Source organism: Amycolatopsis sp. NPDC051373, assembly GCF_040689465.1.
Classification (GTDB): domain Bacteria; phylum Actinomycetota; class Actinomycetes; order Mycobacteriales; family Pseudonocardiaceae; genus Amycolatopsis.
The window spans coordinates 42,284-69,135 of record NZ_JBFBAE010000033.1; the positions used below are offsets into that span (position 1 = coordinate 42,284).

The following is a 26,852-nucleotide window of genomic DNA, read 5'->3' on the forward strand; positions in this document are numbered from 1 at the left end:
ACGTCTCAGTGCTCGGCCGCGGCGGGAACCGGCGCTGCCGGGGCCGACCGCCGGGTGTGGACGAACCGGGCCGACACGATCGACGCGACCAGGCCCAGTGCTAGGAAAATCAGGCCGAACGGGCCGAGGTTGTAGGCGCCGAACGCGGCGATCCCCGCTGCGCCCGTGAGGCCCGAAGCGGCCGTCGCGAGGTAGGTGGCGGAGGCGTTGAGGCCGATGCTCACCGGCGCGTGCTCGGGCGAAACCTCGATCAGCCGGTGCTGCAGCGGCACCAGCGTCGCCCAGCCGCAGACACCCCAGACGAACAGCGCGACGGCCGCCGTCGCGAAGGTACGGCTGCTGAAGGGAAGCAGCGCGAAGTCGATGCCGACGACCACGACCGCCACCGCGATGATGCGCTGACCCGAGATGCGGTCGGTGAGGTGCCCGGCCGTCACGCTGCCGACGGTGGCGCCCGCGCCCCAGAGGAACAGCAGGATGGCCAGCGCGATGCCGTTGCCGCCGGTGGCCCGGTCGAACGACTCGCCGACGAACGTGTAGTCGGTGAACAGGCCCGTGAACACGAGCAACGTCGTGAGCAGCGTGAAGCCGATGCGCGCGTCCTTCATCGTGGCCAGTCGCTCGCGCAGCCCGGCGACGTGCGCGGCGGGGATCGCGGGCAGGAGCACGGCGACGCCCACGGCACCCAGCACGGCGAGCGCGGCGACGAACCACAACGTCGTCTGCCAGTTGGTCTGCGAACCGATCACGGTGCCGATCGGCGCGCCCAGCGCGGTCGCGGAGCTGAGGCCGGCCATGACGACGGCGAGCGCGCGCCCGCGTTGGTGGGGCTCGACCAGCGACGCCGCCGTCGCGCTGGCCGTCGGGGTGAACATCCCGGCGCCGAGGCCCGCGATCACGCGGCTGGCGAGCACCAGCCCGTAGAGCGGGAGGGCGGCGGTGAGGACGTTGCCGACCGCGAGGATCAGCAGCCCGGCGATCAGCAGCCGCTTGCGCGGCCAGTGCGCGGTGGTGGCGGCGATGATCGGCGACGACACCGCGTAGGTGAAGGCGAACATCGTCACCAGGAGGCCGGTCGCGGCGGCGTTCGTGTGCAACGAGCGCGAGATCTCGGGCAGGATGCCCGCGATCACGAAGCCGTCCGTTCCCACGGCGAACGTCCCCAGAGCGAGAACGAGCAGGCGTCGGTACACGGGAGAATCCCTTCGAGGAAGGTTTGATGTACGTCAAACCATAAGAAGGCGAAACCGCTCGCGTCAAGGACGGTTTGATGAATCTGGTACAATTGTGACTGAGGTCGCCGAGGAGGTGCTGTGGCTCGTTACCTGGAGGAACCGGCTGTCGCCGACATCCGGTTCGACGACGTGCTCAACGCGATCGCGGACGACGCGCGGATGCGCGTGCTGGTCACCCTCGCCGACGGTGAGTTCCACCCGTGCGGGCCGGAAGGTCTGCTGGCCGCGCTGCACAAGTCGACGTTGTCGCACCACAAGAAGGTGCTGCGCGAGGCCGGGCTGACGCGCACGAAGCTGGAAGGTCGCAACTACTTCGTGTGCCTGCGCCGCGAGGATCTCGACGCGCGGTTCCCGGGATTCCTCGACGCCGTGCTCGCCGGGCTGGCCGAGGTGTACTGATCCGTCCGAAGTGGACGGTATTACTTGAGTACGCGGGTGTCGTCGGCGTGGATCGGCGTGCCGTCGGGCGTGACGTAGGTGAGCCGGGGGATCGGCTCTTCCGTCTCGCGGTCCACGAGCAGCACGTGGTCCTCGCCGGGTTCGTACGCGTGATCCTGGCCCCACTGCCGCAGGCTCACCACCAGGTCGAACAAGTCCTCGCCGCGCTTCGTCAGCACGTACTCGCGATAGGCGCTGCCGTCCGAGGCCGGTTCGACGGACAGCACACCGGCGTCGACGAGGTTGCGCAGCCGCGCACGGAGGCGCTCGAACAACTGCTCGTCGAACGCGGCCTGATCGACCCGGCGGTGGTCGACCGGCTCATCACGACGTACGAGACGAACATCGGTCCGCTCAACGGAGCCAAAGTCGTCGCGAAGGCGTGGACTGATCCGGCGTACCGCGAGCGCCTCCTGGCCGACGGCACGGCGGCCACGAAGGAACTCGGTTTCGGCGGGCCGCAGGGCGAGCACATCGTGGTGGTCGAGAACTCCGCGAAGGACCACAACGTGGTGGTGTGCACGCTGTGCTCCTGCTACCCGTGGCCGCTGCTGGGCCTGCCGCCGAGCTGGTACAAGGACCCGGCTTACCGTGCGCGCGTGGTCCGTGAGCCGCGCAAGGTGCTGTCGGAGATGGGGTTGGACCTCGACGCGGACGTGCGCATCACCGTCCGCGATTCCAGCAGCGAGGTGCGCTGGCTGGTGCTGCCGGAGCGCCCGGCCGGCACGGAAAGCCTTTCCGAAGACGAACTCGTCGAGCTCGTCACGCGCGACGCGATGGTCGGCGTCGCGAAAGTGGCGGCCCCGTGAGCGCGCCGCTGAGCGTCGACGGGGTCGCCGCACCGCCGCGCGCCAACGGTGAACTGCTGTTCGCGGCGCCGTGGGAGAGCCGCGCGTTCGGGTTGGCGGTGTCGCTCTACGAAGCCGGTGCGTTCGACTGGCCGCGGTTCCAGGCCGCGCTCATCGCGCGCATCGGTGATTGGGAAGCGGACCGCGCCGGCGGCTGGAGCTACTACCACCACTGGCTCGCCGCGCTGGAGGACGTACTCGTCGACACCGGCGCGGTGCCCGGCGGCGAGGTCGCCTCGCGCGCCGAGGCACTCGCTCTTCGCCCGGCCGGGCACGACCACCCGCACCCCCATCCGTGACCGGTGGTCACGTCGTCGCCAGCGCCGCGGTCGGTGTGAGCCGCGCGGCGCGGATCGACGGGTAGCCGCCCGCGACCACGCCGATCACGACCGCGCCCACCAACGCCCCGACGAGCGCGGCCGGCGGAATCACGACCGGCCAGTGCTGGTAAGTCGCGTACGCGAGCGTCGCCAAGGCCCCGGCCGCAACCCCGGCCAGCCCGCCGATCGCCGACAACGTGACGGCCTCGGTGAGGAACTGCACGCGGATCTGATCGCGGTTCGCGCCGAGTGCGCGGCGCAACCCGATCTCGCGGCGGCGTTCCAGCGGAGATGACCATCGTGTTCGCGACACCGATGCCACCGACGAGCAACGCGACTCCGGCTAGTCCGAGGAACAAAGTGGACAGTGTCGCTTGAATGGCCCGCTTGGCCAGCAGGCCGTCCGACGGCAGGCTCACCTGGACCAGGCCCGGCAGCTGCGGGTCCACAGTGGCCGGCAGGACCTTGCGCACGGCCTCGACCTGGGCCTCGTCGGCCTTCACGTAGATCACCGTCGGGCTGCCGTCGAAGTGCAGTTCGGACTGCGCCGCCGCCCAGCCGACGAGCACGGAGCGGTCGATGTCCGGCGACAGCGGCGTTTTGTCGAGGATCCCGACGACGGTGAACCACGACCGCCCGACGTACACCTGCTGGGGCCGGGCGGCGTCGACGCGGGTGAAGCCGAGCCGGCTCGCCGCGACCGAGCCGAGGACGACGGTGGGGAAGCGTTCGTTGGCAGCGTTGAGGAACTGGCCCGAGCCGACGTGCGCGTTGACTGGGAGACGTCGGTGCTCGGCACGCACCACGCGCTGGAACGCACGCCGGTGATCCTCGAAGACGGTTCGTACAACGAAGGCTGGACGCTGGCCCACCGCGACTTCCACCGCGCGCTGCTGGCCGGCTGCGCCAGCCCGCGGCTCGATGCGATCGCCACGTCGTTGCGTGACAGCGCCGAGCTCTACCGGCGCTGGTACTGGGCGCTGACCGACGACCACCAGCGCGACATTCCGGGCGAACACCGTCGCCTCAAGGACTTCGCGCTCGAACGCGACACCGATCAGGCCGTGGCACTCCTCGGGGCGCACATCGAACGCGCACCGCAGGCGTTGATCGCCTACGCGCAGGAAAACGGCTTGGACTCGTCGTTCGCGTGACGTGCCCGGGCTGACGCCGGCCGGGCTCAGCCGGCCGGCGCTTTCCCGGATCAATCGACGATCGTCACGACACCCGTCGGCGCGTCGAGCGCTTCGACCGTGAGCTCGGCCGCGCGGTCGATGTGCACGCGGGGCTCGGCGGGCAAGGCACCTTCGTTGTAGGTGCCGGGGCCGTAGAACTGGCCGTAGCTCAGCACCACGCCGCCTTCGGCCAGCACCGACTGCTCGAGGTCCTTCACCGCGACGGCGTCGGGGCCGTCGGGCAGCTGCCACGCCACGCTCTGCGCGAGGATCTTCGGCGCGCCGGCCGCCCGCGCGGCCTCGATCAGGTTGTGGTTGCCCTCGGTGCGGATGCGCGCGTTGCGCTCGGCGTGTTCGCCGATCTTGGTGACGTCGTCGGGCAGGTCGGTGAGCTCGTTGAGCACGACGTCCGGCTTGAAGTCGCGGACGGTCTGCACGAGCGCGTCGCGGTCGAAGACGTCGCACAGGATCGCGACGGCGCCGAGGCCGATCAACGGTTCCATCTTGGCGGCCGACCGCGTCATGGCGCCGACCTCGTGCCCGGCCTCGACCAGCCGCGGGATCAGCCGCTGCCCGAGCACTCCGGAGGCGCCGGCGAGGAATACCTTCATCACTTCTCCTGGTTCTGGGAACTGTCTGACAGCAACCACGCTACGTGCCATGTGGCACGTGTCCGTGGTCCATTACTGCCCCAGAACCGTGGGCCAATCGGGCAATTCGCGCCCTCGGCCGCCATCCTCGGTCAGAGCCGCATGGCGGCGAGCACCACGGCGCCCACGCGCTTGTAGAACTTCTCGACGGTCGTCCGGGTCGGTCGGGTCACGATCGGTCTCCTGTCCGATGGGTATGCAGTGGACTCAAGGCCAGGATCCGGACGAAATCGGCGCACAGCTTCGCGGCCGCAGGCGCGGACCACTCGGGTGCACGCCAGGCGACGTGCCGGTCGGGCCGCACGAGGACGGCGCCGCTCGTGGTGACCTCGCGCCGGTCCGCCCATTCGCCGAGCGGGTCCGCGAGGTCGCCGGGCCGGTGCCCGCCGATCACGTGCACGTCGACGCGCACGCCGGTGCGGGTGGTGAGGTCGTCGGCCACGGTCTGCCACGCCTCGCCGCCGACGCCCGTCAGCAGCGCGAACCCCAGCCCTTCGACGAGGTCCAAGGTGGACAGTGCGCGGCTGTCGTGTTCCAGGCGGGCGTGGGGAACGCGGGCGCCGGGTGCGGTGGTCGGCACGTACTGGAGCACGGGATCCGGCGGTTCCGGAACGGACGGCAGGTCGTCGGCGACCAGCGCGCCGGTGGTGTACTTGACGCCGTGCGCAGCGGCGTACGGATCCTGGACCACCAGGGCCGGCGTTACGAGGTCGCCGCGCACGGCAGCTCGGCGCCGCCCGGAGGGATCGCGTGAAACCGGGCCCGGGGGACGTGTTCCCCGGGCCCGTCCGTCCACAGCGGACACTCAGGCCGCCGCCGAAGTGAGGCGCGCCGAGCGGGCCACCGAGAGGCGGTCCGCGCCCCACACCAGCAGGGCCACCAGACTGAACCCGGCGCCCAGGACGCAGACCGCCGTCCAGCCCCACGCGCTGTACGCCGTGGTCGCCGCGACGGCGCCGCCGCCGAAGCCCACGGAGTAGTACGCCATGTTGCTGCCGATCAGGCGGCTGCTCGCGTTCGGGTCGAGGCCCACGATGAGGTGCTGGTTGGTCACGTGGATGGCCTGGCCGGCGAAGTCGATCACGATGATGCCGACGATGAGCGGGATCAGCGACTTCGGCAGCCACGCGATCGGCAGCCAGGCCACGGTGAACAACACGAGCGTGATGCCGGTGACCCACTGCGCCCGGCCGCGGTCGGCCAGTGACCCGGCCCGCGCGGCACCGAACGCGCCCGCCGCGCCGACGAGGCCGAACAGCCCGACCGCCGACGTCGACAAGTTCCACGGCTCGGCGGACAGCGGCAGCGCCATCGAACCCCACAGCGCACCGAACCCGGCGAACATGAACATCGTGATCAGGCTCCGCACGCGGAACACACGTTCGCGCGCGGTCAGCGTGACGATCGACGTGATCAGCTTGCGGTAGGAGACAGACGGCCGGTTCGGCAGCTCCGGCGGCAGCCGCAGGCCGAGGAGGATCGCGACGCCGAGCATGAGCACGGCGGAGACGACGAACACCGAGCGCCAGCCGAACGCGTCGGAGAGCAGGCCGGCCACGGTCCGCGCGAGCAGGATGCCGATCACGACGCCGCTGGTCACGATGCCGAGCACACGGCCGCGGGATTCGGGGCTGGCCAGCACGGCGGAGTAGGCGATGATCACCTGCTGCACCACCGTCGCGAGCCCGACTACGCCGCTGGCGATGAAGAACATCACCGGTCCGGGAGACACGGCCACGGCGAGCAGCGCCAGCGCGGCGATCACCGAGCCGATCGGGATGAGCACGCGGCGATTGAGCAGGTCACCCAGCGGCACCAGCAGGATCAGGCCGGCGAAGTAGCCGACCTGGGTCACGGTCGTCACGAAGCCGAGCCCGGCGGCGCCGACACCGAGGTCGTGGCCGATCTCCTCCAGCAGCGGCTGGGCGTAGTAGATGTTGGCCACCGCGATGCCGCAGACAACGGCCAGCAGGACGGCGAACCCCGTGCTGATGCCGGGGCGTGGAGGTCCGGGAGTTTTCCGGACGTCGAGGGAGGTCATGGCGTTCCTAACAGGTGTCGGGCCACAGTGGTGAGTAGCAACCGGATTGGTGGCCCGCGCGCTGGGCTCAAAACCCACGCTAGGTTGCGATTGGGTCAGGTGTATGGTCCATTTCCATGGTGGGAACACGGGCCACTTCACCCGAGGGCAGACGCTCCGCCGAGGGCCTCGGCGCCGATCTGCACCTCGACCACCTGGACCTTCGCGGCCGCCACGGCCTGCGGACGTCGCTGATGGACGCGTTGCGCGAAGCCGTGCGCACGGGCCGGTTGCTGCCCGGCGCACAGCTGCCGTCGTCACGCACACTGGCCGCCGATTTGTCGATCGCGCGCAACACCGTGGCCGACGCGTACGCCGAGCTCGTGGCCGAAGGCTGGCTCACCGCGCAGCAGGGTTCGGGCACGCGCGTCGCCCGCCGCGCGGAGCCCCGCCGCGCGCCGACGCCCGGCTCCGACCGCGTCGCGCTTCGTCGGCCGACGCCGATCCGCACGCCGGACACGCGGTTCAGCCTGCTGCCCGGCAACCCGGACCTGGCGAGTTTCCCGCGCGCGCAGTGGCTCGCGGCGTCCCGGCGCGCCATCATGGCCGCGCCCCACGAAGCTCTCGGCTACGGCGACCCGCGCGGCCGCGTCGAACTCCGTAGGGCGCTCGCCGACTACCTGGCACGCGCCCGCGGCGTTTACGCGTCGCCCGAGCGCATCGTGATCTGCGCGGGGTTCGTGCACGGGCTGCGGTTGATCGGCAGCGTGCTGCGGGCGCGGGGAGTCCGGACGGTCGCCGTCGAGACCTACGGCGTGCCGCAGTACTACGACCTGCTCACCGAAACCGGCCTGGAGACACCGGCTCTACCGCTTGACGAGGACGGCACGTGCACCGAGGGACTGCGTTCGCTCGACGCCGGCGCGGTCCTGCTCACGCCCGCGCACCAGTACCCGACCGGCGGCGCGTTGCGCCCGGACCGGCGCGCGGCCGCGGTCGACTGGGCTCGGTCGACGGGCGGTCTGGTGCTCGAAGACGACTACGACGGGGAGTTCCGGTACGACCGCCAGCCCGTCGGCGCGTTGCAGGGCCTCGACCCTGAGCGCGTCTGCTACTTCGGGACGGCGAGCAAGTCGCTGGCGCCAGGGCTGCGGCTCGGGTGGCTGGTGCTGCCGCGTTCGGTGACGCACGAGGTGATCGCCGCGAAGGGCCACGTCGACTGGGCGCCGGGTTCGTTCGACCAGCTGACGCTCGCCGAGTTCCTCACGTCCGGCGACTACGACCGGCACGTCCGCGCGATGCGGCTGCGCTACCGGCGGCGCCGGGACCAGCTGGTGGCGGCCGTCGCGGAGCACGCGCCGGGGATCCGCGTCTCGGGGATCGCGGCCGGGTTGCACGCGGTGCTCGACCTCCCGCCGGGCACCGAGCGGTCGGTGATCGCCGCCGGTGCGCGGGTGGGTCTGGCGCTCGACGGGCTGGGGGATTTCGCGCACCCGTCTTTGCCGGAGGACAGCGGGCGCGACGGGCTGGTCGTCGGGTACGCGACTCCGTCGGACAGCGCGTGGTCGGGGGCGTTGGCGGCGTTGTGCTCGGTGCTGCCGCGGTCATAGCGTCGCGAGCACCTGCGCGAGGCCGTCTTCGACTACGGTCCCGGTGAGCTCGCCCGCGGCGGCGATCAGCTCGGCGGGGGACTGTCCCATCGCGACACCTCGACCGCGTTCGGCGGCCCAGGCAAGGAGCTCGATGTCGTTGTGACCGTCGCCCACGGCGAGCACGCGGTGCCGGGGGATCGCGAGCTCGACGCGGACGCGTTCGGCCGCCGCGGCCTTGTTCACACCTTCGGCGGCGAGGTCGAGCCACGGGGTGCAGGCGAGGGCGAAGCTCACGTTCCGCAGGTGCATTTTTGCTACCAGAGCGAGGAAATCGTCCATGTTGTGGCCCGGTGCGAACGCGACGACCCGGGTGGTTTTAGTGGTCAGCAGCGCCTCGAACGGCACCGCGGCCTGCGCGTCGTCGAGGCCGGTCGTGCCGTCGGGGAACGGTTCGGTGCAGCGGTAGCGGCCCAGCTGGTCCTCGACGGCGAAGCGGGCGTTCGGCAGGTGCGTGCGGATGGCACACAGGACTTCGGCCGGGTCGAACGACTCCACATGGTGGCGCTGGAAGCCGGATCCGGATTGGCGCAGGGTGACGGCGCCGTTGGAACAAACCAGGAACCGAGGCGTGATGTCCAGGCGGTCGAGCACGGGGATGGTGCTCACGGCGGAGCGGCCGGTGGTGAGCACGACGTGGTGCCCGGCCGCGTCGAGCCGGCGGACCTCGGTGACCACGGCATCGCTGAGGGAGCCGTCCTCGCGGATCAGGGTGCCGTCGATGTCCAGCGCGACGAGCCACGGTCCGGTGTCCTTCCAGGACGGTGAGGTCATGACGGGGATCCTCCAGGGGAGTCGGTTCTTCCCACTGTAGGGACGTTCGCGGGGCTGTCCACTGTGCACTGCGCCATACCGGATTGGCCCACGATCGACGGCCGGAATTGGACCACGTGCGCGCGGGTAGCGGCGCTTAGCGTGATCTCATGACGACTGAACGCCTGCCCGAGCACACCCCGCGCCTGGATTGGATGAAGCTCGCCCCCGACGTGTTCAAGGCGATGCTGCGCCTGGACACCGCGGCGAAGAAGCATCTCGACGAGGACCTGGTGAACCTGGTCAAGATCCGCGCGTCGCAGCTGAACCACTGCGCGTTCTGCCTCGACATGCACAGCAAGGACGCGCTGATGGCCGGCGAGTCGGCCGAACGCATCCTGCAGCTGGACGCGTGGGCCGAGTCGAAGCACTTCTACACCGCGCGCGAGATCGCGGCGATCGAGCTGACCGAGGCCGTCACCGTGCTCACCGAAGGCTTCGTGCCCGACGAGGTCTACGCGAAGGCGGCGCAACAGTTCGACGAGACCGAGCTCGCCCACCTCATCGCGGCGATCACCACGATCAACGCGTTCAACCGCTTCGGCGTGTCGACTCGGATGGTGCCGGGCCACTACACGCCCACCGCGTCCTGACGCACCCGCTCGCTTCCGCCTTCCCTGCGGAGGCGAGCTCTTCCACCGTCCACACTGGACTCTTCCCGCGAAGGACCCCATGACCACCATCACCACCCCGTTCGGCGCGCGAGCCACGGCCGCCGAGGTCCTCGCCGGAGTGGACCTCACCGGCCGCCGCGTGATCGTCACCGGCGGCGCTTCAGGGCTCGGCGCCGAGACCGTCCGCGCGCTCGCCACGGCGGGCGCGCACGTCACCATCGCCACCCGCACACCGGCTCACGCCAAGCAGCTCGTCGAACAGTTTCCGCAGGTCGACGTCGTGGCGCTCGACCTCGCCGACCTCGGTTCGGTGCGCGCGTTCTGCGCGCAGTGGGAAGGGCCGGTCGACGCGCTGGTCGCCAACGCCGGCGTGATGGCGCTGCCCGAGCGCGAGGTCACCGCCGAGGGCTGGGAAATGCACCTGGGCATCAACTTCCTGGGCCACTTCGCGCTCGTCACCGGTCTGCGCGACGCCCTGCGCTCCGGCAGTGGAGCGCGTGTCGTCGTCCTCAGTTCCGGCGCGCACCTGCTGACGGACTTCTCCTTCCCCGACCCGCACTTCGAACAGCGGCCCTACGACCCGCTCGTCGCCTACGGGCAGTCGAAGACCGCGAGTGTGCTGCTTGCCGTCGGCATCAGTCGCCGCTTGGCCGGCGAAGGCGTCCACGCCAACGCGTGCGCCCCGGGTGTCATCCGCACGAACCTCCTGCGCCACCTCACTCCCGACGGCCTGCGCCTGCTCGGCGCCCTCGACGCCGACGGCAACGCCACCACCCCGGCCTACTTCAAGACTCCCGAACAGGGCGCCGCCACGCCGACGCTGCTCGCCGCGTCGCCGCTGCTCGACGGCGTGACCGGCCGCTACTTCGAGGACAACCAGGAATCGCCGGCCATCGACGGCGGCGCGCACCTCGCCGCCGCCGGCGTGGACGCGATGGCGGGCGTCGCGCGCTGGGCCCTGGACCCGGTCGCGGCGGACCGCCTGTGGGACTACGCCTCGGAGGCTGTGCGCTAGCGGGTCACGGGAGCAACGGCAGCTTCCCGACGATCTTGCCCACCCGGTTGCGCGGCCCGACGATGCTCACCGCGTAGTAGTCGAGCGTCTCGCCGGCGGTCTCCTTCACGCCGGCGAGGTAGTCGGCGTACACCAGCGTGTGCTGCGCCACCACCGGCATGTCCGCCACGAAGCACCCGGGCGACGCCGCGGCCTTGGCGCGGATGGTGCGCAGCGTCGGACCGTCGGCGGCCAGCACCGAACACCCCGTCCACGGCAACCCGGGATGCGCCTGCCCGTCGGCATCCACGGCGTCGTCGCCGAGCAGCCCCGTGATGTTCGGCGCCGTCGCCGCGGCCGCGCAGACGGCCGCGTTCACCGCGCGCCCCGGCGGCAGACTGCTGTCGACGACCACCACCCACTTCAAGCGAGCCGTCCGCGTCGACACGGTCGGGTCGACCTCTTCCGGGGCGAACCCGATCGGCGCACTTTCCTCGGTCAACACCACGCCTCCCTGACTGTCCGTACCGCTCTTCACCCGTGAAGCTAGACGAACAACCAGTGGACTCGCCTACGATCCGTACAAGTATCGGATTTGGCTCCGTGGAGGCGGACGTGGACGAACTTGATAAGGCCATCCTGCGAGAACTGCAGTCGGACGTCCGGAAGACCAACCGCGACGTCGCCGCCGCCGTCGGCGTTTCACCCACCACGGCCCTCGACCGCACCCGCGCGCTGCGCCAGCGCGGCATCATCCAGGGCGCGACCCTCGACGTGAACCTGCCCGCCATCGGCCGCTCGGTCCAGGCCCTCGTCGCGGTCCGCGTGCGCCCGCCGTCGCGCCGCGTCATCGAAGGCTTCCGCAACTGGGTCACCACGCTGCCCGACATCCTCGGCCTCTACGTCACGACCGGCACCGAGGACTTCATCCTCCACGTCGCGGTCCCCGACAACGCCAGCCTCTACGCCTTCGTGATCGACAAGCTCACCGCGCGCCCCGAAGTGGCCGACGTCCGCACGTCGATCGTCTACGAACACCTCCGCAACACCCGCATCACGCCGGTCGAGCGCTGAAAACGGTTCGCTCGTCGGTGATTCGGGGCTAAGGAACTTCCTTCGTGGCCCGCGCCCGGAAGTCACGCACTTTGGCGCGGTTCCCGCACGTCGCCATGGAGCACCAGCGGCGGCGGTGCGCTTTGGTGCGGTCGTAGAACCACAGCGGGCACTCCGGTCCCTCGCAGTTGCGGACCAGCGACCGGTCGCCGTGGGCGAACAAGTCGGCCGCCGCTTGCGCGACGGGTGCGAGAAGGGACCGGGACGTGGTCCACGTCCACCGGTCCTCCAGATCGACGACGGCGCCGGAACGGTGGATCTGCAGGCTGCGGCCGCTTTCGGCGAAGATGGCGTTCCACGCGGCCAGGAAAGCCTCGTCCGGTGCCGTGGGATCGCCGCCCGCCCACGCCTGGACCACCGGGCGCAGGCGTTCGCGCAACTCGACGGCTTCGAGCGCCGCCGCGTCCAACTCGGCTGCGCTGAACCGGTTGAGCACCGCGGCGCGATCGTCGATCAGTCCCGTGAGCTCGAGCCACCGCAGATAACCCGCGCCGTCGGGGATCAGTTCGGCGCCTTCGGCGGTGGCCGCGGTGTTGAGGAACGCGAGGGCCGGATGGTCGCTCAGCCCGAGCGGGGGCAATTCCGGTTCCATCGGCCCTCCTTTCCTGTCCGTCCGTTCCGCGTTCGTTGACAGAGGACGCCAACCCCGGCACGGTCGTGAAGACGCTGGACCTCTGGGACGGCTCGCCGCCGCAGTTCGGACCGGCCGGCGCGAGCGCCAAGCTCGCCGTGTTCGCCGGCGGTGCACCGGAAGGCGAGCAAGCCGAGGTGTGGGCGCAGGCCCAGACGCTCACCCAGCCCGGCATGGTCTTCGGCCTCGACCCGGCCGCCGGCTACTCGGGTCTGGTCCACGGCAAGAAGGCCGCCACGATCTATACCAGCGACGTCTACTCCGAAGGCGTCCCCATCCAGTTCGGCGCCGACTTCCACTCCACGTACGTGAAGGACTGGCTGCGCTTCGTCGGCGTCACCGAGGTCACCGAGGTCCGCTTCCAGCCGACCATCCTCACTGCCACCCCGGACCAGGACCGCGCCGCGGCCCTGACCGCAGCCCGTGACGCGGGCAAGGCGTTCTAGTTCGTTCCGGTAATCGGAACTCGGCGGTCCGTCGCCTCGCGGTGGCGGGCCGCCGAGGCGCGTCGAGCATCATATCAATCCTTGACTTGATGCGACCGCAACCTTAACGTTTCCTTTCGCCGCCGGGTTTCCACAACATTAATTCACATATCTGAATAAATGGCACAGAGGTCCCCACCGTGCGAAAGGAAACTGCGATGCGCATGCGCGCCGCGCTCGTCGTGCTGGCGATTCCCGCTTTCGTGGCTGCAACCGCGTTGCCCGCGGAGGCAGCGCCGGCCACCGGCCAGTCCGTGCTGGGCAGCCCGTCCGTGGCTCCTGGCGGCAACTTCGACCTGTCGACCTGGCAGCTCCAGGAGCCGGTCGGCTCACCGGGCTCGCCGACCACCATCTCGTCGTCTCGGCTGCAAGGGCCGAACGGGTTCCAGGACAGCTATTTCTACACCGATACGCGTGACGGCGGGATGGTGTTCTGGGCGCCGGAAAAGGGCGTCACCACGCCCAATTCGAACTACGCGCGATCCGAGCTGCGGGAGATGAACCGCGACGGATCGGCCGCGAACTGGTCGCTGAGTGGTTCGCACAAGCTCAGCGCCACCCTGCGCGTGGTGTCGGTGACGTCGAACGTGTGCGTCGGCCAGGTTCACCTGGGTACCGGCGGCTCGTCGACGAAACCGTTGCTGGAGCTGTACTACCGCTCCAGTGGTGACATCGTGCTGGGCACGGAGAACTCGCCCGACGGCGGCCAGACCCTGCACACCGTCGGCCACGTCGCGGTGGGCAAGACCTGGACCTACACGATCGGGATCTCCGGCGGCAACACCATCGACCTCACCGTGAACGGCAGCACGACGCACTACAGCATTCCGTCGTCGTTCAAGGCGTACAAGCAGTACTTCAAGGCCGGTTCGTACAACCAGTCCTCGTCGAGCAGCACGACGAAGGGCGCACGGGTCTCCTTCTACGGGCTGACGATCTCGCACAGCTGACCGCCTGGGAAATCGGCGCCGCCGGGGCGAACTCGCCCGGCGGCGCCTTTTTTCGTTGCCCGGCTCGGCCCCGGGCACCGCGTCGGCCGGAGCGGCCGGCGCCAGGTCCGCGCCGCCGACCGGGTGAGCGTGGGCTCAGCTCGCCGGCGTGCTCAGGTCAAGTTATTCGCGATTCACTAAATTCCGCGGGGGATGAACGAGCCTGAGTCATCCCGGAGGGTTGGGTCTTCCTGGTCAGGTGACGTCGACGTCCTCGCTTGCCAAAGCGGCCGTAGTGAACCACTATGCACTAGGGTGCTGGACGGACGAAGGAGTCGGTGTGGACTTTCAGGAGGCCTCGGAACACAGGGATCTCCGGGACACGGTGCGGGCGATCGCCGCGAAGTTCGGGCCGGAGTACTACGTCCCGCGCGCCGAGGCCGGCGAGCCCACCGCCGAGCTGTGGGCCGAGTTGGGCCGCAACGGCTACCTGGGGATCAACCTGCCGGAGGAGTACGGCGGCGGTGGCGCCGGCCTGGCCGAGCTCGCGATGGTGTGCGAGGAGACCGCGGCGGCAGGCTGCCCATTGCTGCTGCTCATGGTCTCCGCCGCCATCTCGGGCGAGATGATCTCCGACTACGGCACCGCCGAGCAGAAACAGCACTGGCTGCCGCGCATGGCTTCTGGCGAGGCGAAGGTCGTCTTCGGCATCACCGAACCCGACGCCGGGTCCAACACCCACCGGCTCTCGACCGTCGCGGTGCGGGACGGCGATGACTTCGTCCTCAACGGCACCAAGCACTACATCTCCGGCGTCGACGAGGCCGAGGCCGTCCTGCTCGTCACGCGAACCGGCCGTGACGAGAGCACCGGGCGCGCGCGGTTGTCGCTGTTCCTCGTGCCCACCGACACCCCTGGCTTCGTTGCGACACGGCTCCCAGTGTCGGCGAAGCTGCCGGAGAAGCAGTTCGTGCTCCACTTCGACGACTTGCGCCTGCCCGCGAGCGCGCTCGTCGGCGAGGAGGGCAACGGCTTCCACCAGGTCTTCCACGGGCTGAACCCGGAGCGCATCACCGGCGCGGCCGTGTGCGTCGGTATCGCCCGCCACGTGCTGGGCCAGGCCGCGGACTACGCGTCGACCCGTGCGGTGTGGGACGCGCCGATCGGGCAGCACCAGGGCATCGCGCACCCGCTCGCGAAGGCCAAGATCGAGACCGATCTGGCCGCGCTGATGACTGCGAAGGCGGCCTGGCAGCACGACCACGGCGAACCGGCGGGCGAAGCCGCGAACATGGCCAAGTACGCCGCGGCCGAGGCGGCCGCCGCCGCCGTGGACGCGGCGATCCAGACGCACGGCGGCAACGGGTTCGCCACGGAATACGGCCTGCTGCCGTACTGGGGCATCGCGCGCCTGCTGCAGGTCGCGCCGGTGAGCCGGGAGATGGTCCTGAACTACGTCTCCCAGCACAGCCTCGGGCTGCCCCGTTCGTACTGAGCCCGAGACAAGCGAGCCGAGAGAAACGGACCACCGCGAGATGACCACCGTGTTGCGGTCCGCGCTGAACACCGCGGACGAGACCTTCCAGACCAACCTGAAGCACCAGAAACAGGTGCTGGCCGAGCTCGACGAGCAGATCCAGGCGGCCATCGCCGGCGGCGGGCCCCGCTACCAGCAGCGCCACCGCAACCGCGGCCGAATGCTCGTCCGCGAACGCATCGAGCTGCTGCTCGACCGCGACGCGTCGTTCCTCGAACTGTCGTCACTGGCGGCCTGGGGCACGCAGTTCCCGGTCGGGGCCTCGGTGGTGACCGGGATCGGCGTCGTCTCCGGCGTCGAGTGCGTGCTGATCGCGCACGACCCGACCGTGCGCGGCGGGGCGATGAACCCGTACTCGCTGAAGAAGACGTTGCGAGCGCTGGAGATCGCCCGGATCAACCGCCTGCCGGTGATCAACCTGGTCGAGTCGGGCGGTGCCGACCTGCCCACGCAGTCGGAGCTGTTCGTGCACGCGGGCAAGATCTTCCACGATCTCACCGAGCTGTCGTCGCTGGCGATCCCCACGGTCGCGCTGGTGTTCGGCAACTCGACCGCGGGCGGCGCCTACGTGCCCGGCATGTGCGACTACGCGGTGATGGTCGACGGCCAGGCCAAGGTCTTCCTCGGCGGCCCGCCACTGGTGAAGATGGCCACCGGCGAGGACGCCGACGACGAGGAGCTCGGCGGCGCGGCCATGCACGCCAAGGTTTCCGGGCTGTGCGACTACTTCGCGGCCGACGAGCGCGACTGCATCCGGATCGGGCGCCAGATCGTCGCCGAGTTCACGTGGCGCAAGCTCGGCCCCGGCCCGACGCTGCCCGCCGACGAGCCGCTGTACGACCCGGAGGAGCTGCTCGGTCTCGCGCCTTCGGACATCAAGGTGCCCTTCGACCCGCGTGAGGTCATCGCGCGGGTGGTCGACGGATCACGCTTCGGCGAGTACAAACCCTTGTGGGGCACCAGCCTCGTCACCGGCTGGGCCTCGGTGCACGGCTATCCGGTGGGCATCCTGGCCAACGCGCGAGGGGTGTTGTTCAGCGAGGAAGCCAAGAAGGCCAGCGAGTTCATCCAGCTCGCGAACCAGACCGACACGCCCCTGCTGTTCCTGCAGAACACCACGGGTTACATGGTGGGCAAGAACTACGAGCAGGGCGGGATCATCAAGGACGGCTCCAAGATGATCAACTCGGTTGCCAATAGCAAGGTTCCGCACATCACGGTGAACCTCGCCGCGTCGTTCGGCGCGGGCAACTACGGCATGTCCGGCCGCGCGTACGACCCGCGGCTGATGTTCGCGTGGGCCGGGTCCAAGCTGGCGGTGATGGGTGCCGCGCAGCTGGCCGGCGTCATGTCCATCGTGGCGAAGCAGTCGGCGGCGGCGAACGGGCGGGAGTTCGACCTCGAAGCAGACGAGCGCAACCGCGCGGCGATCGAGGCGCAGATCGAGAAGGAATCACACGCGTTCTTCGTCACCGCGCGGCTCTACGACGACGGCCTCATCGACCCCCGCGACACCCGCACCGTGCTCGGCATCGCGCTGTCCGCCGCGCACTCCAACACCGTCGCCGGCCAGCGTGGCTACGGCGTCTTCCGGATGTGAGGACCACCTTGATGACCAGCCGGACCACGCCGGGCACCCACCCGATCCGGAAGCTGCTCGTGGCCAACCGCGGCGAGATCGCGGAACGGGTCATCCGCTCCGCGCGAGCCCTGGACATCGCCACCGTCGCGGTGCACTCCGATCCGGACGCCGACGCGTTGTTCGTCGAGGCCGCCGACGAAGCCGTGCTCCTGCCCGGCTCGTCGTCGGCCGAGACCTATCTGCGAGGCGAGCTCATCGTCGAAGCCGCGCTGGCCACGGGCGCGGACGCGATCCACCCCGGCTACGGGTTCCTGTCCGAGAACGCCGGCTTCGCGCGCCGCTGCGCCGAAGCCGGGCTGGTTTTCGTCGGGCCGCCGGTCGCGGCGATCGAGGCCATGGGGTCGAAGATCGCGGCCAAGGAGCTGATGGCGAAGGCCGGCGTTCCCGTTCTGCCCGGTGCCACCATCGACGACACCACCGACACGGATGCCGCGACCGTCACCGGGATGGCCGAGGACATCGGCTTCCCGCTGCTGGTCAAGGCGGCCTTCGGCGGTGGCGGGCGCGGGATGCGGATCGTGCGCGAGGCAGCGGACGTCGTCGAAGCCGTGACGAGCGCGCGGCGGGAAGCGGCGTCGGCGTTCGGCAACGGAACCGTGTTCCTGGAACGGTTCGTGGAGAACCCGCGCCACGTCGAGGTCCAGATCTTCGGGGACGCGCACGGCACCGTCGTGCACCTCTTCGAACGTGAGTGCTCGATCCAGCGCAGGTACCAGAAGATCATCGAGGAAGCGCCGTCGCCGGCCGTGGACGAGGCGCTGCGCAAGCAGCTCGGCGACGCGGCGGTCGCGGCGGGTGCCGCGATCGGGTACACCGGCGCGGGCACCGTGGAGTTCGTGATGGCGCCCAACGGGGAGTTCTTTTTCCTCGAGGTGAACACGCGCCTGCAGGTGGAGCACCCGGTCACCGAGGAGATCACCGGGCTGGACCTCGTCGCTCTGCAGCTGAGCGTCGCCGAAGGCGCTCCGCTGCCGGTCGAAGTCACCGAAGCCGCGATCAGCGGGCACGCGGTCGAAGCGCGCCTCTACGCCGAGGATCCCGCGGCCGATTACCTGCCGGGCAGCGGAACCCTCCACCGCTTCCGGATCCCGGCCCTGCCGGGGGTGCGCGTCGACACCGGGGTGCGCGACGGCTCAGTGGTCGGCACGCACTACGACCCCATGCTCGCCAAAGTCATCGCGCACGGCCGCACGCGCGCCGAAGCCGTGCGGAAACTCGCCAGAGCCCTTGCCGAAGCGCAAATCCACGGTCTGGTCACCAACCGCGACCTGCTCGTGGCGATCCTGCGTGAACCCGGCTTCGCCGCCGGCGCGACCGACACCGGTTACCTCACGCGCCACGATCCCGCCGCGTTGATCGGCGTGCCCGGCAAGGAGGCGGTGACCGTGCACGCGCTGGCGGCCGCCGTCGCGAGTCAGGCCGACCGGCGGGCCCGGGCCGAGGTGCAGCGGGTCGTGCCGACGGGGTGGCGCAACGTCGCGAGCGCCCCGCAGCGCGCCGAGTACCGCCTCGGGGACACCGACGTGGACGTCGCCTACCGCTTCACCCGCCAGGGACTCGACGCGCGGGTGGACGGTTCCCCTGTGGACGGCCTCGCGGTCCTCGACGCGCGTCCGGACCGAGTGGACCTGCGCGTGAACGGAATCCGGCGCACGGTCCACGTGCACCAGGTACGCGACATCGTCTACTGCGACAGCGTGCTGGGCGGCACCACCTTCACCGAACGACCCCGGCTGCCCGAGCCCGGCACGGACGCCGCGCCCGGTTCGTTGCTGGCGCCGATGCCGGGCACGGTCGTCCGGGTCGTCGCGGAACAAGGACAGCACGTCGAGGCCGGCGCGGTGATCGTGGTGTTCGAGGCGATGAAGATGGAGCACTCCGTGCGCGCGCCGGTCGCCGGGCTCGTGGCCGAGCTGTCCGTCGAGCTGGGACAGACCGTCGAATCGGGCGAGATCGTCGCCGTCATCACCGAAGAGGAGGCCGGATGACCCCCGTGCGCTACGAGGTGACCAATGGCGTCGCCTGGCTCACCATCGACCGCCCCGAGGCGCGCAACGCGTTGAGTGAGGCGGTCCGAAAAGGACTGTTCGACGGCGTGCACCGCTTCAACGCCGATGACGACGCGAAAGTCCTCGTCCTGACCGGCGCCGGCGACAAGGCGTTCTGCGCCGGCGGCGACCTCAAGGAGATGAACGAGACCGCGCTGAGGGTGCCGCCCCCGGACTTCCTTCCCCAGTTCGGGCGCAACGTCGACGTGCCGAAGCCGACGATCGCCGCGGTCAACGGGATCGCCTACGGCGGCGGGTTCCTGCTCGCCCAGCAGTGTGATCTCGTGGTGGCCGCCGAGCACGCGCGCTTCGCCGTGTCGGAGGTCAAGGTGGGCCGCGGTTCGCCGTGGGCGGCGCCGTTGTCCTGGCTCGTGCCGCCGCGGGTCGCGCTGGAGATCCTGCTGACCGGCGACCCGGTCAGCGCCGCGCGGGCGCAGCAGCACGGGCTGGTCAACGACGTCGTCCCGGCGGCCGGCCTGCGCGAACGCACGCAGCAGCTGGCCGAGCGCATCGCGGCCAACGCGCCGCTGTCCGTGCTTGCCGCCAAGCGCACCGCCTACCTGTCGGCCGGCCACAGCCGGGCTGAGGCCTACGACCTGGCCGAGGAGATCTGGGAACCCGTGTACCTGTCGGAGGACGCGCAGGAAGGCCCGTTGGCCTTCAAGGAAAAGCGCACGCCGGTCTGGCAGGGCCGCTGACGTGGCCGTTTCGATGCGGCAGGTGCTCGACGACCTCGTCGCCGAGACCCGGGTGCTGCAGGACCTCGTGGCGGACCTCGACGACGCGGCGATCTCCCGGCCGACCCCGGCGGTGGGCTGGACCGTCCGCGACCAGCTCACGCACCTCGCGTACTTCGACGAGACGGCGACGCAAGCCGCGGTCGACCCGGCCGCGTTCCGGCTCGCCGCCGACGCCCTCGTGGCCGGTGGCATGGATTTCCCCGACCGGGTCGCGGCCGAACACGCGACGCTGCCCGCGGAAGCGGTCCGCACCTGGTTCGACCGGACGCGCCGCGAGTTCGTCACCGCCTTTTGCGACCTCGACCCGAAAGCGCGGCTCCCGTGGTACGGCCCGGACATGAGTGCCCTGTCCTCGGTCACCGCGCGGCTGATGGAGACCTGGGCGCACGGACAGGACGTCGCCGACGCGCTGGGCCGTGACCGCGAGCCGACCGACCGGCTGCGCCACATCGCGCACCTCGGCGTGCAGACCATCGCGTTTTCCTTCGCCCTGAACGGAAAACCCGCGCCGGCCGAGCCGATCCGGGTCGAGCTCACGGCCCCGTCCGGTGCCGTGTGGACGTGGGGTCCGGCCGAGGCCGCGGACCGTGTCACCGGGACTGCGCTCGACTTCTGCCTCGTCGTGACGCAGCGCCGCCACCGCGACGACACCGCTCTCGAGGTGGCGGGCCCGGTCGCGACCGAGTGGCTGTCGGTCGCCCAGACCTTCGCCGGCAGCCCCGGAACCGGGCGAACGCCCCTGAGTCATGCGGGAGGACCATCGTGACCACGACCGGCGGCCGAGCCGTGCGCATCGGCAACTGCTCGGGCTTCTACGGCGACCGGCTGCAGGCCGCCCGCGAGATGGTCGAGGGCGGCCCGATCGACGTGCTCACCGGCGACTACCTCGCCGAGCTGACCATGCTGATCCTCTGGAAGGCCAAGCAGAAGGACCCGGCGACGGGGTACGCGAAGACGTTCCTCACGCAGGTCGAGCACGTGCTGGGCACCTGCCTCGACCGCGGCGTCCGCATCGTCTCGAACGCCGGCGGGCTCAACCCCGCCGGGCTCGCCGCCGAACTCAGCGTGCTGGCCGAACGGCTCGGTCTGCACCCGCGCATCGCGTACGTCGACGGAGACGACCTCGTGCCCCGGCTCGACGAGCTGCAGGCGGCCGGCCACGCCTTCGCGCACCTTGACACCGGCCGCAAGCTCGCCGACGCCGGTGTGCGCCCGGTCTCGGCCAACGCCTACCTCGGCGCGTGGGGGATCACCGAAGCACTGCGCGCGGACGCGGACCTGGTCGTGACCGGGCGGGTCACCGACGCGTCGGTGGTGGTCGGCCCGGCGGCGTGGTGGCACGGCTGGACCCGCGACGACGCGGACATCCACGACAAGATCGCCGGCGCGATGGCCGCCGGCCACGTGATCGAATGCGGACCCCAGGCCACGGGCGGGAATTACGCGTTCTTCGAGGAGGTCACCGACCGCCGGTACCCGGGTTTCCCGATCGCGGAGGTCGACACCGACGGCGCCAGCGTGATCACCAAGCACGCCGATACCGGCGGGCTCGTGTCCGTGGGCACCGTGACCGCGCAGCTGCTGTACGAGATCGCCGAGCCGGCGTACCTCGGGCCGGACGCCGTGGCCCACTTCGACACCCTCGAGCTCGTGCCCGAGGGCGAGCACCGCGTGCGCATCCAGGGCGTGCGGGGCAGTGCGCCGACCGACCGGCTCAAGGTGGCGCTCAACTACGAGGGCGGGTACCGCAACACGATGACGCTCGTGCTGACCGGCACCCGCATCGAGGAGAAAGCGGCGTGGGCCGAGCAGCAGCTGGTCGAGCTGCTGGGCGGACGGGAGCGGTTCGCGGAGTTCGACGTGCGGCTGCTGCGGTTCGACCACCCCGACGCGCCGACCAACGCCGAGGCCACCGCGCACCTGCGCGTGACGGTGAAGGACCCCGACCGGCGCAAGGTCGGCCGCGCGTTCTCCAACACCACCATGGAGCTCGCGCTCGGCGGCTACCCGGGTTTCCACACCACGACGCCGCCGTCCGCGGAAAGCGCGTACGGCGTCTACTGGCCGACGCTGATCCCCGCGTCCGAAGTGGAGCACCGCGTCACGCTGCCCGACGGGACCGTGCGGACCATCCCGCACAGCCCGGTGACGGCGGTCGCTCCTGAGGTCTCGGAACCGGCGGTGGCCGAGGTGCCCGCCGGGCCGACCCGGCGGCTGCCGCTCGGGACGATCGTGGGAGCCCGATCCGGGGACAAGGGGGGCAACGCCAACATCGGGGTGTGGGTCCGCACCGACGAGGAGTACGCGTGGCTGCGTGGTTTTCTGACCGTCGAGCGCGTGCGCGAACTGCTCCCGGAGGCCGCGGAGCTGGACATTCGGCGTTACGAGCTCGCCAACCTGCGCGCGGTGAACCTTGTGGTCGTCGGCATCCTCGGTGCGGGCGTCGCCTCCGCGACGCGGCCCGACCCGCAGGCGAAGGGGCTGGGCGAGTACCTTCGCAGCCGGCTCGCGGACGTCCCGGAACACCTCCTGCGGGGCTGAGTCCACAGTGGACGATGTGCGTACGCCGAGACGCGACCCGGACCGCAAGGAGCGGATCCTGGCCGTCTCGGCCGAGCTGATCTCGCGACACGGCTACCACGCGGTGGGCCTGGCCGAGATCGGCGCGGCGGCGGGCATCGTGAGCACCGGGGTCTACCGCCACTTCCCGAGCAAGGCGGCGATCCTGACCGCGCTGCTGTACCGGGTCATGGACCTGCTGGACTCGGCGGCCGCCGAGATCCTGGCGACCGCGCCGGACGCGCGCACCGCGGTGACCGAGCTGGTGCGCCACCACGTCCGCGTGGCCGTGGAGGAGCGGCGGATCCTGCAGGTGTACCACCTGGAGGCGCGCAACCTCCCGGCCGAGGACCTGCGCCGGCTGCAGCGGGCCCAGCGCGAATACCTGGAGGGCTGGGCGGCAGCGGTGCGGCCGCTGCGGCCGGGCCTGGCGGAAGGCGAGGCGAGGGTGCTGGTCCACTCGGCGATCGGCTGCGTGCAGTCGGTGTTGTTCCACCATTCGGGCCTGCCCGCGGACCGGCTGACGGAGCTGCTGCGCGGTGCGGCGCACGCCTGCCTGGGAGTGTCGCCAGTCGAACCGGAGGCGAGCGGGTGAGCCGGGAGCGCGCGGCCGTGCGGAGGTCAGCCCAGCACGGCGCGGGCCACGAGCGCGAGGTCGTCCGGCAGTCCCTGTACCGCCAGCGAATCGACCACAGTGGACTCCCACCGGCACAGGTCCTCGCGGATCTTGCCCACCGGCCCCACGAGGGCGACCTCCTCGACGAGCGCCGTCGGGATCGCGGCCGCGGCGGCCCGCTTCTCGCCGCGGAGGTAGAGGTCCTGCACCCGCGTCGCCACGTCGGCGTAACCCACGCGGGTGAAAACGTCGTGGTGGAAGTTCGCTTCGCGGGCGCCCATGCCGCCGATGTACAGCGCGAGCTCCGGCCGGACGTGGTCGGCCGCGCGCTCGACGTCCTCGTCCACGACGACCGGCACCGTGGCGATCACCTCGAAGCGCGCCGGGCGGCCACCGGGCCGGCGGGAGAAACCGGCGTCGAGCGCGGCCCGGTAGAACGCGTCGGCCTCGGGGGAGAAGAACATCGCGTGCCAGCCGTCGGCGATCTCGGCCGCGAGCGCGACGTTGCGCGGGCCCTCGGCACCCAGCTGGATCGGCAGGTCCGGCCGCAGGTGGTGCAGCGTCGAGCGCAGCGGCTTGCCGAGCCCGGTGCCCGACGGCAGCGGAAGGCGGTGGAACTCCCCGTCGTGGGTGAGCGGGGCTTCGCGGGCCAGGACCTGGCGGATGACCTCGACGTACTCCCGGGTGCGAGCCAGCGGACGGGGGAAGGCGACACCGTGCCAGCCCTCGGACACCTGCGGGCCGGAGGCGCCGAGGCCGAGGACCACGCGTCCGCCGGAGAGGTGGTCCAGCGTCGCAGCCGCCATCGCGGTGGCCGCGGGGGAGCGGGCGGGGATCTGCGCGACGGCCGTGCCAAGGCGCACGCGCGTCGTGCGGGCGGCGCACCAGGCGAGCGGGGTGAACACGTCCGAGCCGTAGGCCTCGGCGAACCAGATCCCGTCGAAGCCGAGGTCCTCGATCTCCCGGACGCGCTCGTCCCACCGTGGTGGCACCCCGCGGAAGAACTGGCCGACGTTGACTCCCACGGGGATCGGCATTCCGGTGCCCTCCTGAACGCGCCTTTGGTGAGTGCATCGTTGTTCACTATCGGGCTCCATGCAAGCTGCACTGATCGGGTAACGATGTGAATGGCTAGTGACTTTGGTCTTGCCAGTGCGCGCGTCAAGTTGGATGCTGTGCGGCGTCTGGCATTCGGCAAGGAGGCTGGTGTGGACCTGTTCGGGAAGATCGACGTCACCACGTTGCGAGGCCGCCGCGCGGTCAACCGCTGGGAACGGACCTCCGTCGGCGACGTGTTCGAACGCCTGACGTGGAGCTACCCCGACAAGGTCGCGGTCACCGGCCGGCCGGGCGCGTACGGCGAGGAGCGGTTCGCCTCGGTCACCTTCCGCCAGGCCGACGAGATCGCCAACCAGCTCGCCCACGCCCTGGCCGCGCGCGGGCTCGAACCGGGCGCCCGGGTCGCGCTCTTCTGCGAGAACTCCGTTGAGGCGTACCTGGCGAAGATCGGCATCGCGAAGGCCGGGATGGTCGCCATGCCGATCAACCCCGCGCTCGCCACCGACGTGCTCGAGTACCTCATCGGCCAGGCCGCACCGGAGGCGGCGATCGTCGACGCCGAACTGTGGCCGCGGGCGCGGACGGCCTTCGAGAGCGCTGGGCTGCCGGTCGCCGCGACGATCACCATCGGCGGCGGCGCGGTGGCGGACAGCCCGACGTTCGGCGCGTTCCTCGCCGATCGGCCGGTGACCGAGCCCGACGTCGAGATCCACGGCGACGACATCTGGCAGCTGCTCTACACCTCCGGCACCACGGCCATGCCGAAAGGCGCGATGATCTCGCACTCGGCCAGCCACCTCGCGGCGCTGAACTTCTCCGTCTCGCTGACGCGCGGGCTCCGCGTGGAGACCGAGGTCAAGGTGCTGACCTACCTGCCGATGATCTACCACGTCGGCGACCAGGTGTTCACCTTCTCGGCGTTCCTCGCCGGGGGTTCGCTGGTCCTCGGACGCCGGCCGGTGCCCGACCAGGTCGCCCTGGCCATCGACGAGGAGCGGCCGACCGCGCTGTGGGCCGGCTCGCCGCAGTTCGTCGCCGCGTTGACCGCGGACGCGGAGAAATCCGGTCGCGATCTCTCCAGCCTCACGGTGCTGGTCTACGGCTGGGGTGCGCTCGAGCCGGCCGTTTACGAGACCCTGCAACGGAAAGCGCCCGGCCTGGTCGTGCTCGGCATCTTCGGGCAGACCGAGGCGATCGCGTGCCACCGGTTCTGGCCGGCGAAGTGGCCGGAGGTCTACGAACGCACGGCTCCCGCGTTGAACTACGTCGGAGTGCCGAGTCCGCTGCTCGCCTCCGACGTCGTCGACGAGACCGGCGCGTCCCTCTTGCACGAGCCGCAGATCCCCGGCGAGGCCGTGTACCGGAGCCCGACCGTCACGTCCGGGTACTACCTCAACGAGGACGCGACCCGCGAGGCCTTCCGCGGCGGCTGGTTCCACTCCGGGGACAGCGCCGTGGTGGACGAGGACGGCCTGCGCGTGATGGTCGACCGGTTCAAGGACATCGTGAAGTCCGGCGGTGAGAACGTGTCCAGCTTGCGGGTGGAGGCGGTGCTGCACCGGCACCCGGCCGTCGAGAAGGCCGCCGTGATCGGCCTGCCGCACGAACACTGGGGCGAAGCCGTGACAGCGGTCGTCGTGCTGCGGCCCGGCGCGGAGGCCGACGAAGCGTCGCTCATCGCGCACTGCCGCGCCGCGCTCGGCGGCTACGAGACCCCGAAGGGAGTCGTCTTCGAGGACGCCCTGCCCGAGACCGTCGGCGGCAAGGTCCTCAAGTACAAGCTTCGGGGCCGCCACGCCGGCCTCTACGGGTCGCGCGGCTGAGGATCCCGCTCGCCCTATCGTGATCTCCGGCGCTTCGCCGTCCTTTGTGGAGGAGCCTGATGACCCTGGTCGACCTGACCTACCAGGACTCGATCGCCCTCGTCCGCCTCAACCGCCCGGACCGCCTCAACGCCCTGTCCGACGAGCTCCTGGCCGACCTCGAGACCACGCTCGACCGCATTGCCGCCTCGGCGTGCCGCGCGATCGTCGTGACGGGTGCCGGGCGCGCGTTCTGCGTCGGCGCGGACCTGCCCGAAGTGCTCGACCGGCTGGACGGCGGCCAGGAGGACCTGCTGGCTTTCGTGCGGCGCGCCGGGAACCTGTTCAGCCGCTGGGAAAACTCACCCTTGCCGGTCATCGCCGCCGTCAACGGTCACGCCGTCGCCGGCGGGTTCGAACTGGTCCTCGCCGCGGACGCCGTCGTCGCGGCCGAGGGCGCCCTTCTCGGCGACGGCCACGTCCGCTACGGCATGCTGCCCGGCGGAGGCGGCGCGGTCCGCATCGAACGCAAGCTCCCGGCCAACGTCGCCCGCCGCCTGCTGTTCACCGGCGACCTCGAACCCGCCGAACGCTTCCACGCCTGGGGTCTCATCGAGGAAGTCGTGCCGGCGCAGGGTTTGCTCGACGCGGCGTTCGCCCTCGCCCGCCGCTTCACCACCCACAGCGCCCTCGCTCTGGCCGAAGTCAAACGCGTCGCCAACGCCGCCCGCGACCTGCCCACCGCCGAAGCCCTCGACCTGGAGTACGAGACCTTCACGGCCTACCTGCATGCCCCGGAAATCCGCGCCGGCCTGACGGCCTTCCGCGAGCGCAACCGCCCGCCAGCGTAGGCGAGCGCGCTCGGCCGTCTGTTTCTCGCGGGTTTCACGAGCGGGAAACTGCGACGGCCGCGCTGCGCTCAGCCGCGGCGGCGG

The 26,852-nt window shown here is 70.8% G+C and carries 29 protein-coding genes and 1 pseudogene; 19 read left to right on the top strand and 11 right to left on the bottom strand.

Features of this window, described 5'->3' with window-relative positions; all coding sequences use genetic code 11:
* Positions 1–5: 5 nt before the first annotated feature.
* Positions 6–1,193: an MFS transporter gene (locus AB0383_RS42090; RefSeq protein WP_366190217.1), complete on the bottom strand. Its 1,188-nt coding sequence runs from the start codon at positions 1,191–1,193 to the stop codon at positions 6–8.
* 120 nt (positions 1,194–1,313) lie between these two features.
* Between AB0383_RS42090 and AB0383_RS42095 the strand changes: the two genes are divergently transcribed.
* The gene (locus tag AB0383_RS42095) at positions 1,314–1,634 is read left to right on the top strand and encodes a transcriptional regulator (RefSeq protein ID WP_255638418.1); all 321 of its coding nucleotides are present in this window, start codon (positions 1,314–1,316) and stop codon (positions 1,632–1,634) included.
* 20 nt (positions 1,635–1,654) lie between these two features.
* On the opposite strand, the gene AB0383_RS42100 is transcribed toward AB0383_RS42095, so the two are convergent.
* Positions 1,655–1,948 (bottom strand): winged helix-turn-helix transcriptional regulator, encoded by a 294-nt coding sequence (locus AB0383_RS42100; RefSeq protein WP_364188555.1) that lies wholly within the window; start codon positions 1,946–1,948, stop codon positions 1,655–1,657.
* 33 nt (positions 1,949–1,981) lie between these two features.
* Between AB0383_RS42100 and nthA the strand changes: the two genes are divergently transcribed.
* Complete coding sequence (gene nthA / locus AB0383_RS42105) at positions 1,982–2,482, top strand: nitrile hydratase subunit alpha (RefSeq protein ID WP_364188552.1); 501 nt, start codon at positions 1,982–1,984, stop codon at positions 2,480–2,482.
* Entirely contained in the window at positions 2,479–2,820 is a 342-nt protein-coding gene (locus AB0383_RS42110) for a nitrile hydratase accessory protein (RefSeq protein WP_364188550.1), read from the top strand. Before nthA ends, AB0383_RS42110 begins: the two co-directional genes overlap by 4 nt.
* A gap of 7 nt (positions 2,821–2,827) precedes the next feature.
* Here AB0383_RS42110 and AB0383_RS42115 read toward each other — a convergent pair whose 3' ends face one another.
* Together AB0383_RS42115 and AB0383_RS42120 are read right to left on the bottom strand one after the other, a co-directional pair.
* Complete coding sequence (locus AB0383_RS42115) at positions 2,828–3,154, bottom strand: ABC transporter permease (RefSeq protein WP_364188548.1); 327 nt, start codon at positions 3,152–3,154, stop codon at positions 2,828–2,830.
* A 208-nt stretch (positions 3,155–3,362) separates the two neighbouring features.
* A pseudogene (locus AB0383_RS42120) lies at positions 3,363–3,725 on the bottom strand (ABC transporter permease); the annotation flags it as partial.
* On the opposite strand from AB0383_RS42120, the gene AB0383_RS42125 reads away from it, so the two are divergent.
* Entirely contained in the window at positions 3,666–3,995 is a 330-nt protein-coding gene (locus tag AB0383_RS42125; protein ID WP_366190245.1) for an FCD domain-containing protein, read from the top strand. The pseudogene AB0383_RS42120 and the gene AB0383_RS42125 sit on opposite strands and share 60 nt — an antisense overlap.
* A gap of 50 nt (positions 3,996–4,045) precedes the next feature.
* Here the strand turns inward: AB0383_RS42125 and AB0383_RS42130 are convergent, their stop codons facing one another.
* The 3 genes from AB0383_RS42130 to AB0383_RS42140 form a co-directional block, all read right to left on the bottom strand.
* On the bottom strand, positions 4,046–4,627 hold the full coding sequence (locus AB0383_RS42130) for an NAD-dependent epimerase/dehydratase family protein (protein WP_255638416.1): 582 nt from the start codon (positions 4,625–4,627) through the stop codon (positions 4,046–4,048).
* Between the two features lie 208 nt (positions 4,628–4,835).
* Entirely contained in the window at positions 4,836–5,357 is a 522-nt protein-coding gene (locus tag AB0383_RS42135) for a hypothetical protein (RefSeq protein WP_364188545.1), read from the bottom strand.
* Between the two features lie 114 nt (positions 5,358–5,471).
* Positions 5,472–6,707, bottom strand: a complete 1,236-nt coding sequence (locus AB0383_RS42140; RefSeq protein WP_364188542.1) for an MFS transporter — start codon at positions 6,705–6,707, stop codon at positions 5,472–5,474.
* A 116-nt stretch (positions 6,708–6,823) separates the two neighbouring features.
* On the opposite strand from AB0383_RS42140, the gene AB0383_RS42145 reads away from it, so the two are divergent.
* Positions 6,824–8,296 carry a PLP-dependent aminotransferase family protein gene (locus AB0383_RS42145; protein WP_366190218.1) on the top strand — a complete coding sequence of 491 codons (1,473 nt, stop codon included), beginning with the start codon at positions 6,824–6,826 and terminating at the stop codon, positions 8,294–8,296.
* On the opposite strand, the gene AB0383_RS42150 is transcribed toward AB0383_RS42145, so the two are convergent.
* On the bottom strand, positions 8,291–9,109 hold the full coding sequence (locus AB0383_RS42150) for an HAD family hydrolase (protein ID WP_366190219.1): 819 nt from the start codon (positions 9,107–9,109) through the stop codon (positions 8,291–8,293). The two genes, AB0383_RS42145 and AB0383_RS42150, sit on opposite strands and share 6 nt — an antisense overlap.
* 149 nt (positions 9,110–9,258) lie before the next feature.
* Between AB0383_RS42150 and AB0383_RS42155 the strand changes: the two genes are divergently transcribed.
* Together AB0383_RS42155 and AB0383_RS42160 are read left to right on the top strand one after the other, a co-directional pair.
* Entirely contained in the window at positions 9,259–9,741 is a 483-nt protein-coding gene (locus tag AB0383_RS42155; RefSeq protein WP_364188533.1) for a carboxymuconolactone decarboxylase family protein, read from the top strand.
* 79 nt (positions 9,742–9,820) lie between these two features.
* Positions 9,821–10,777 carry an SDR family NAD(P)-dependent oxidoreductase gene (locus AB0383_RS42160; protein WP_366190220.1) on the top strand — a complete coding sequence of 319 codons (957 nt, stop codon included), beginning with the start codon at positions 9,821–9,823 and terminating at the stop codon, positions 10,775–10,777.
* 4 nt (positions 10,778–10,781) lie between these two features.
* Here the strand turns inward: AB0383_RS42160 and AB0383_RS42165 are convergent, their stop codons facing one another.
* On the bottom strand, positions 10,782–11,261 hold the full coding sequence (locus AB0383_RS42165) for a DUF2000 domain-containing protein (RefSeq protein ID WP_364188527.1): 480 nt from the start codon (positions 11,259–11,261) through the stop codon (positions 10,782–10,784).
* 110 nt (positions 11,262–11,371) lie between these two features.
* Between AB0383_RS42165 and AB0383_RS42170 the strand changes: the two genes are divergently transcribed.
* A complete protein-coding gene (locus tag AB0383_RS42170) occupies positions 11,372–11,830 on the top strand; it encodes an Lrp/AsnC family transcriptional regulator (protein ID WP_255638415.1) in 459 nt (152 codons plus the stop codon).
* Between the two features lie 28 nt (positions 11,831–11,858).
* Here the strand turns inward: AB0383_RS42170 and AB0383_RS42175 are convergent, their stop codons facing one another.
* Entirely contained in the window at positions 11,859–12,461 is a 603-nt protein-coding gene (locus AB0383_RS42175) for a CGNR zinc finger domain-containing protein (protein ID WP_366190221.1), read from the bottom strand.
* Between the two features lie 35 nt (positions 12,462–12,496).
* On the opposite strand from AB0383_RS42175, the gene AB0383_RS42180 reads away from it, so the two are divergent.
* The 9 genes from AB0383_RS42180 to AB0383_RS42220 all read left to right on the top strand — a co-directional run bounded on the left by AB0383_RS42180 (position 12,497) and on the right by AB0383_RS42220 (position 23,035).
* Entirely contained in the window at positions 12,497–12,946 is a 450-nt protein-coding gene (locus tag AB0383_RS42180; RefSeq protein ID WP_366190222.1) for an NAD(P)H-dependent oxidoreductase, read from the top strand.
* Between the two features lie 179 nt (positions 12,947–13,125).
* Positions 13,126–13,935 (top strand): polysaccharide lyase family 7 protein, encoded by an 810-nt coding sequence (locus AB0383_RS42185; protein ID WP_364188515.1) that lies wholly within the window; start codon positions 13,126–13,128, stop codon positions 13,933–13,935.
* A gap of 319 nt (positions 13,936–14,254) precedes the next feature.
* Positions 14,255–15,409, top strand: coding sequence for an acyl-CoA dehydrogenase family protein (locus AB0383_RS42190; protein ID WP_364188512.1), 1,155 nt, complete (start codon positions 14,255–14,257; stop codon positions 15,407–15,409).
* A gap of 40 nt (positions 15,410–15,449) precedes the next feature.
* A complete protein-coding gene (locus tag AB0383_RS42195; RefSeq protein ID WP_364188509.1) occupies positions 15,450–17,051 on the top strand; it encodes a carboxyl transferase domain-containing protein in 1,602 nt (533 codons plus the stop codon).
* A gap of 11 nt (positions 17,052–17,062) precedes the next feature.
* On the top strand, positions 17,063–19,081 hold the full coding sequence (locus AB0383_RS42200) for a biotin carboxylase N-terminal domain-containing protein (protein WP_364188506.1): 2,019 nt from the start codon (positions 17,063–17,065) through the stop codon (positions 19,079–19,081).
* Complete coding sequence (locus AB0383_RS42205) at positions 19,078–19,839, top strand: enoyl-CoA hydratase-related protein (RefSeq protein WP_364188503.1); 762 nt, start codon at positions 19,078–19,080, stop codon at positions 19,837–19,839. The genes AB0383_RS42200 and AB0383_RS42205 overlap by 4 nt, the downstream gene beginning before the upstream one ends.
* Before the next feature lies 1 nt (position 19,840).
* Positions 19,841–20,647: a TIGR03084 family metal-binding protein gene (locus AB0383_RS42210; protein WP_364188500.1), complete on the top strand. Its 807-nt coding sequence runs from the start codon at positions 19,841–19,843 to the stop codon at positions 20,645–20,647.
* The gene (locus tag AB0383_RS42215; protein WP_366190223.1) at positions 20,644–22,422 is read left to right on the top strand and encodes an acyclic terpene utilization AtuA family protein; all 1,779 of its coding nucleotides are present in this window, start codon (positions 20,644–20,646) and stop codon (positions 22,420–22,422) included. Before AB0383_RS42210 ends, AB0383_RS42215 begins: the two co-directional genes overlap by 4 nt.
* 16 nt (positions 22,423–22,438) lie before the next feature.
* Complete coding sequence (locus AB0383_RS42220) at positions 22,439–23,035, top strand: TetR/AcrR family transcriptional regulator (RefSeq protein ID WP_364188495.1); 597 nt, start codon at positions 22,439–22,441, stop codon at positions 23,033–23,035.
* 26 nt (positions 23,036–23,061) lie between these two features.
* Here AB0383_RS42220 and AB0383_RS42225 read toward each other — a convergent pair whose 3' ends face one another.
* Complete coding sequence (locus AB0383_RS42225) at positions 23,062–24,093, bottom strand: LLM class F420-dependent oxidoreductase (RefSeq protein WP_364188492.1); 1,032 nt, start codon at positions 24,091–24,093, stop codon at positions 23,062–23,064.
* A gap of 171 nt (positions 24,094–24,264) precedes the next feature.
* Here AB0383_RS42225 and AB0383_RS42230 point away from each other — a divergent pair, with 171 nt between their 5' ends.
* Both AB0383_RS42230 and AB0383_RS42235 read left to right on the top strand, forming a co-directional pair.
* On the top strand, positions 24,265–25,938 hold the full coding sequence (locus AB0383_RS42230; protein WP_364188489.1) for an AMP-binding protein: 1,674 nt from the start codon (positions 24,265–24,267) through the stop codon (positions 25,936–25,938).
* Positions 25,939–25,997: 59 nt separating this feature from the next.
* Entirely contained in the window at positions 25,998–26,768 is a 771-nt protein-coding gene (locus tag AB0383_RS42235; RefSeq protein WP_366190224.1) for an enoyl-CoA hydratase/isomerase family protein, read from the top strand.
* Positions 26,769–26,852: the final 84 nt, after the last annotated feature.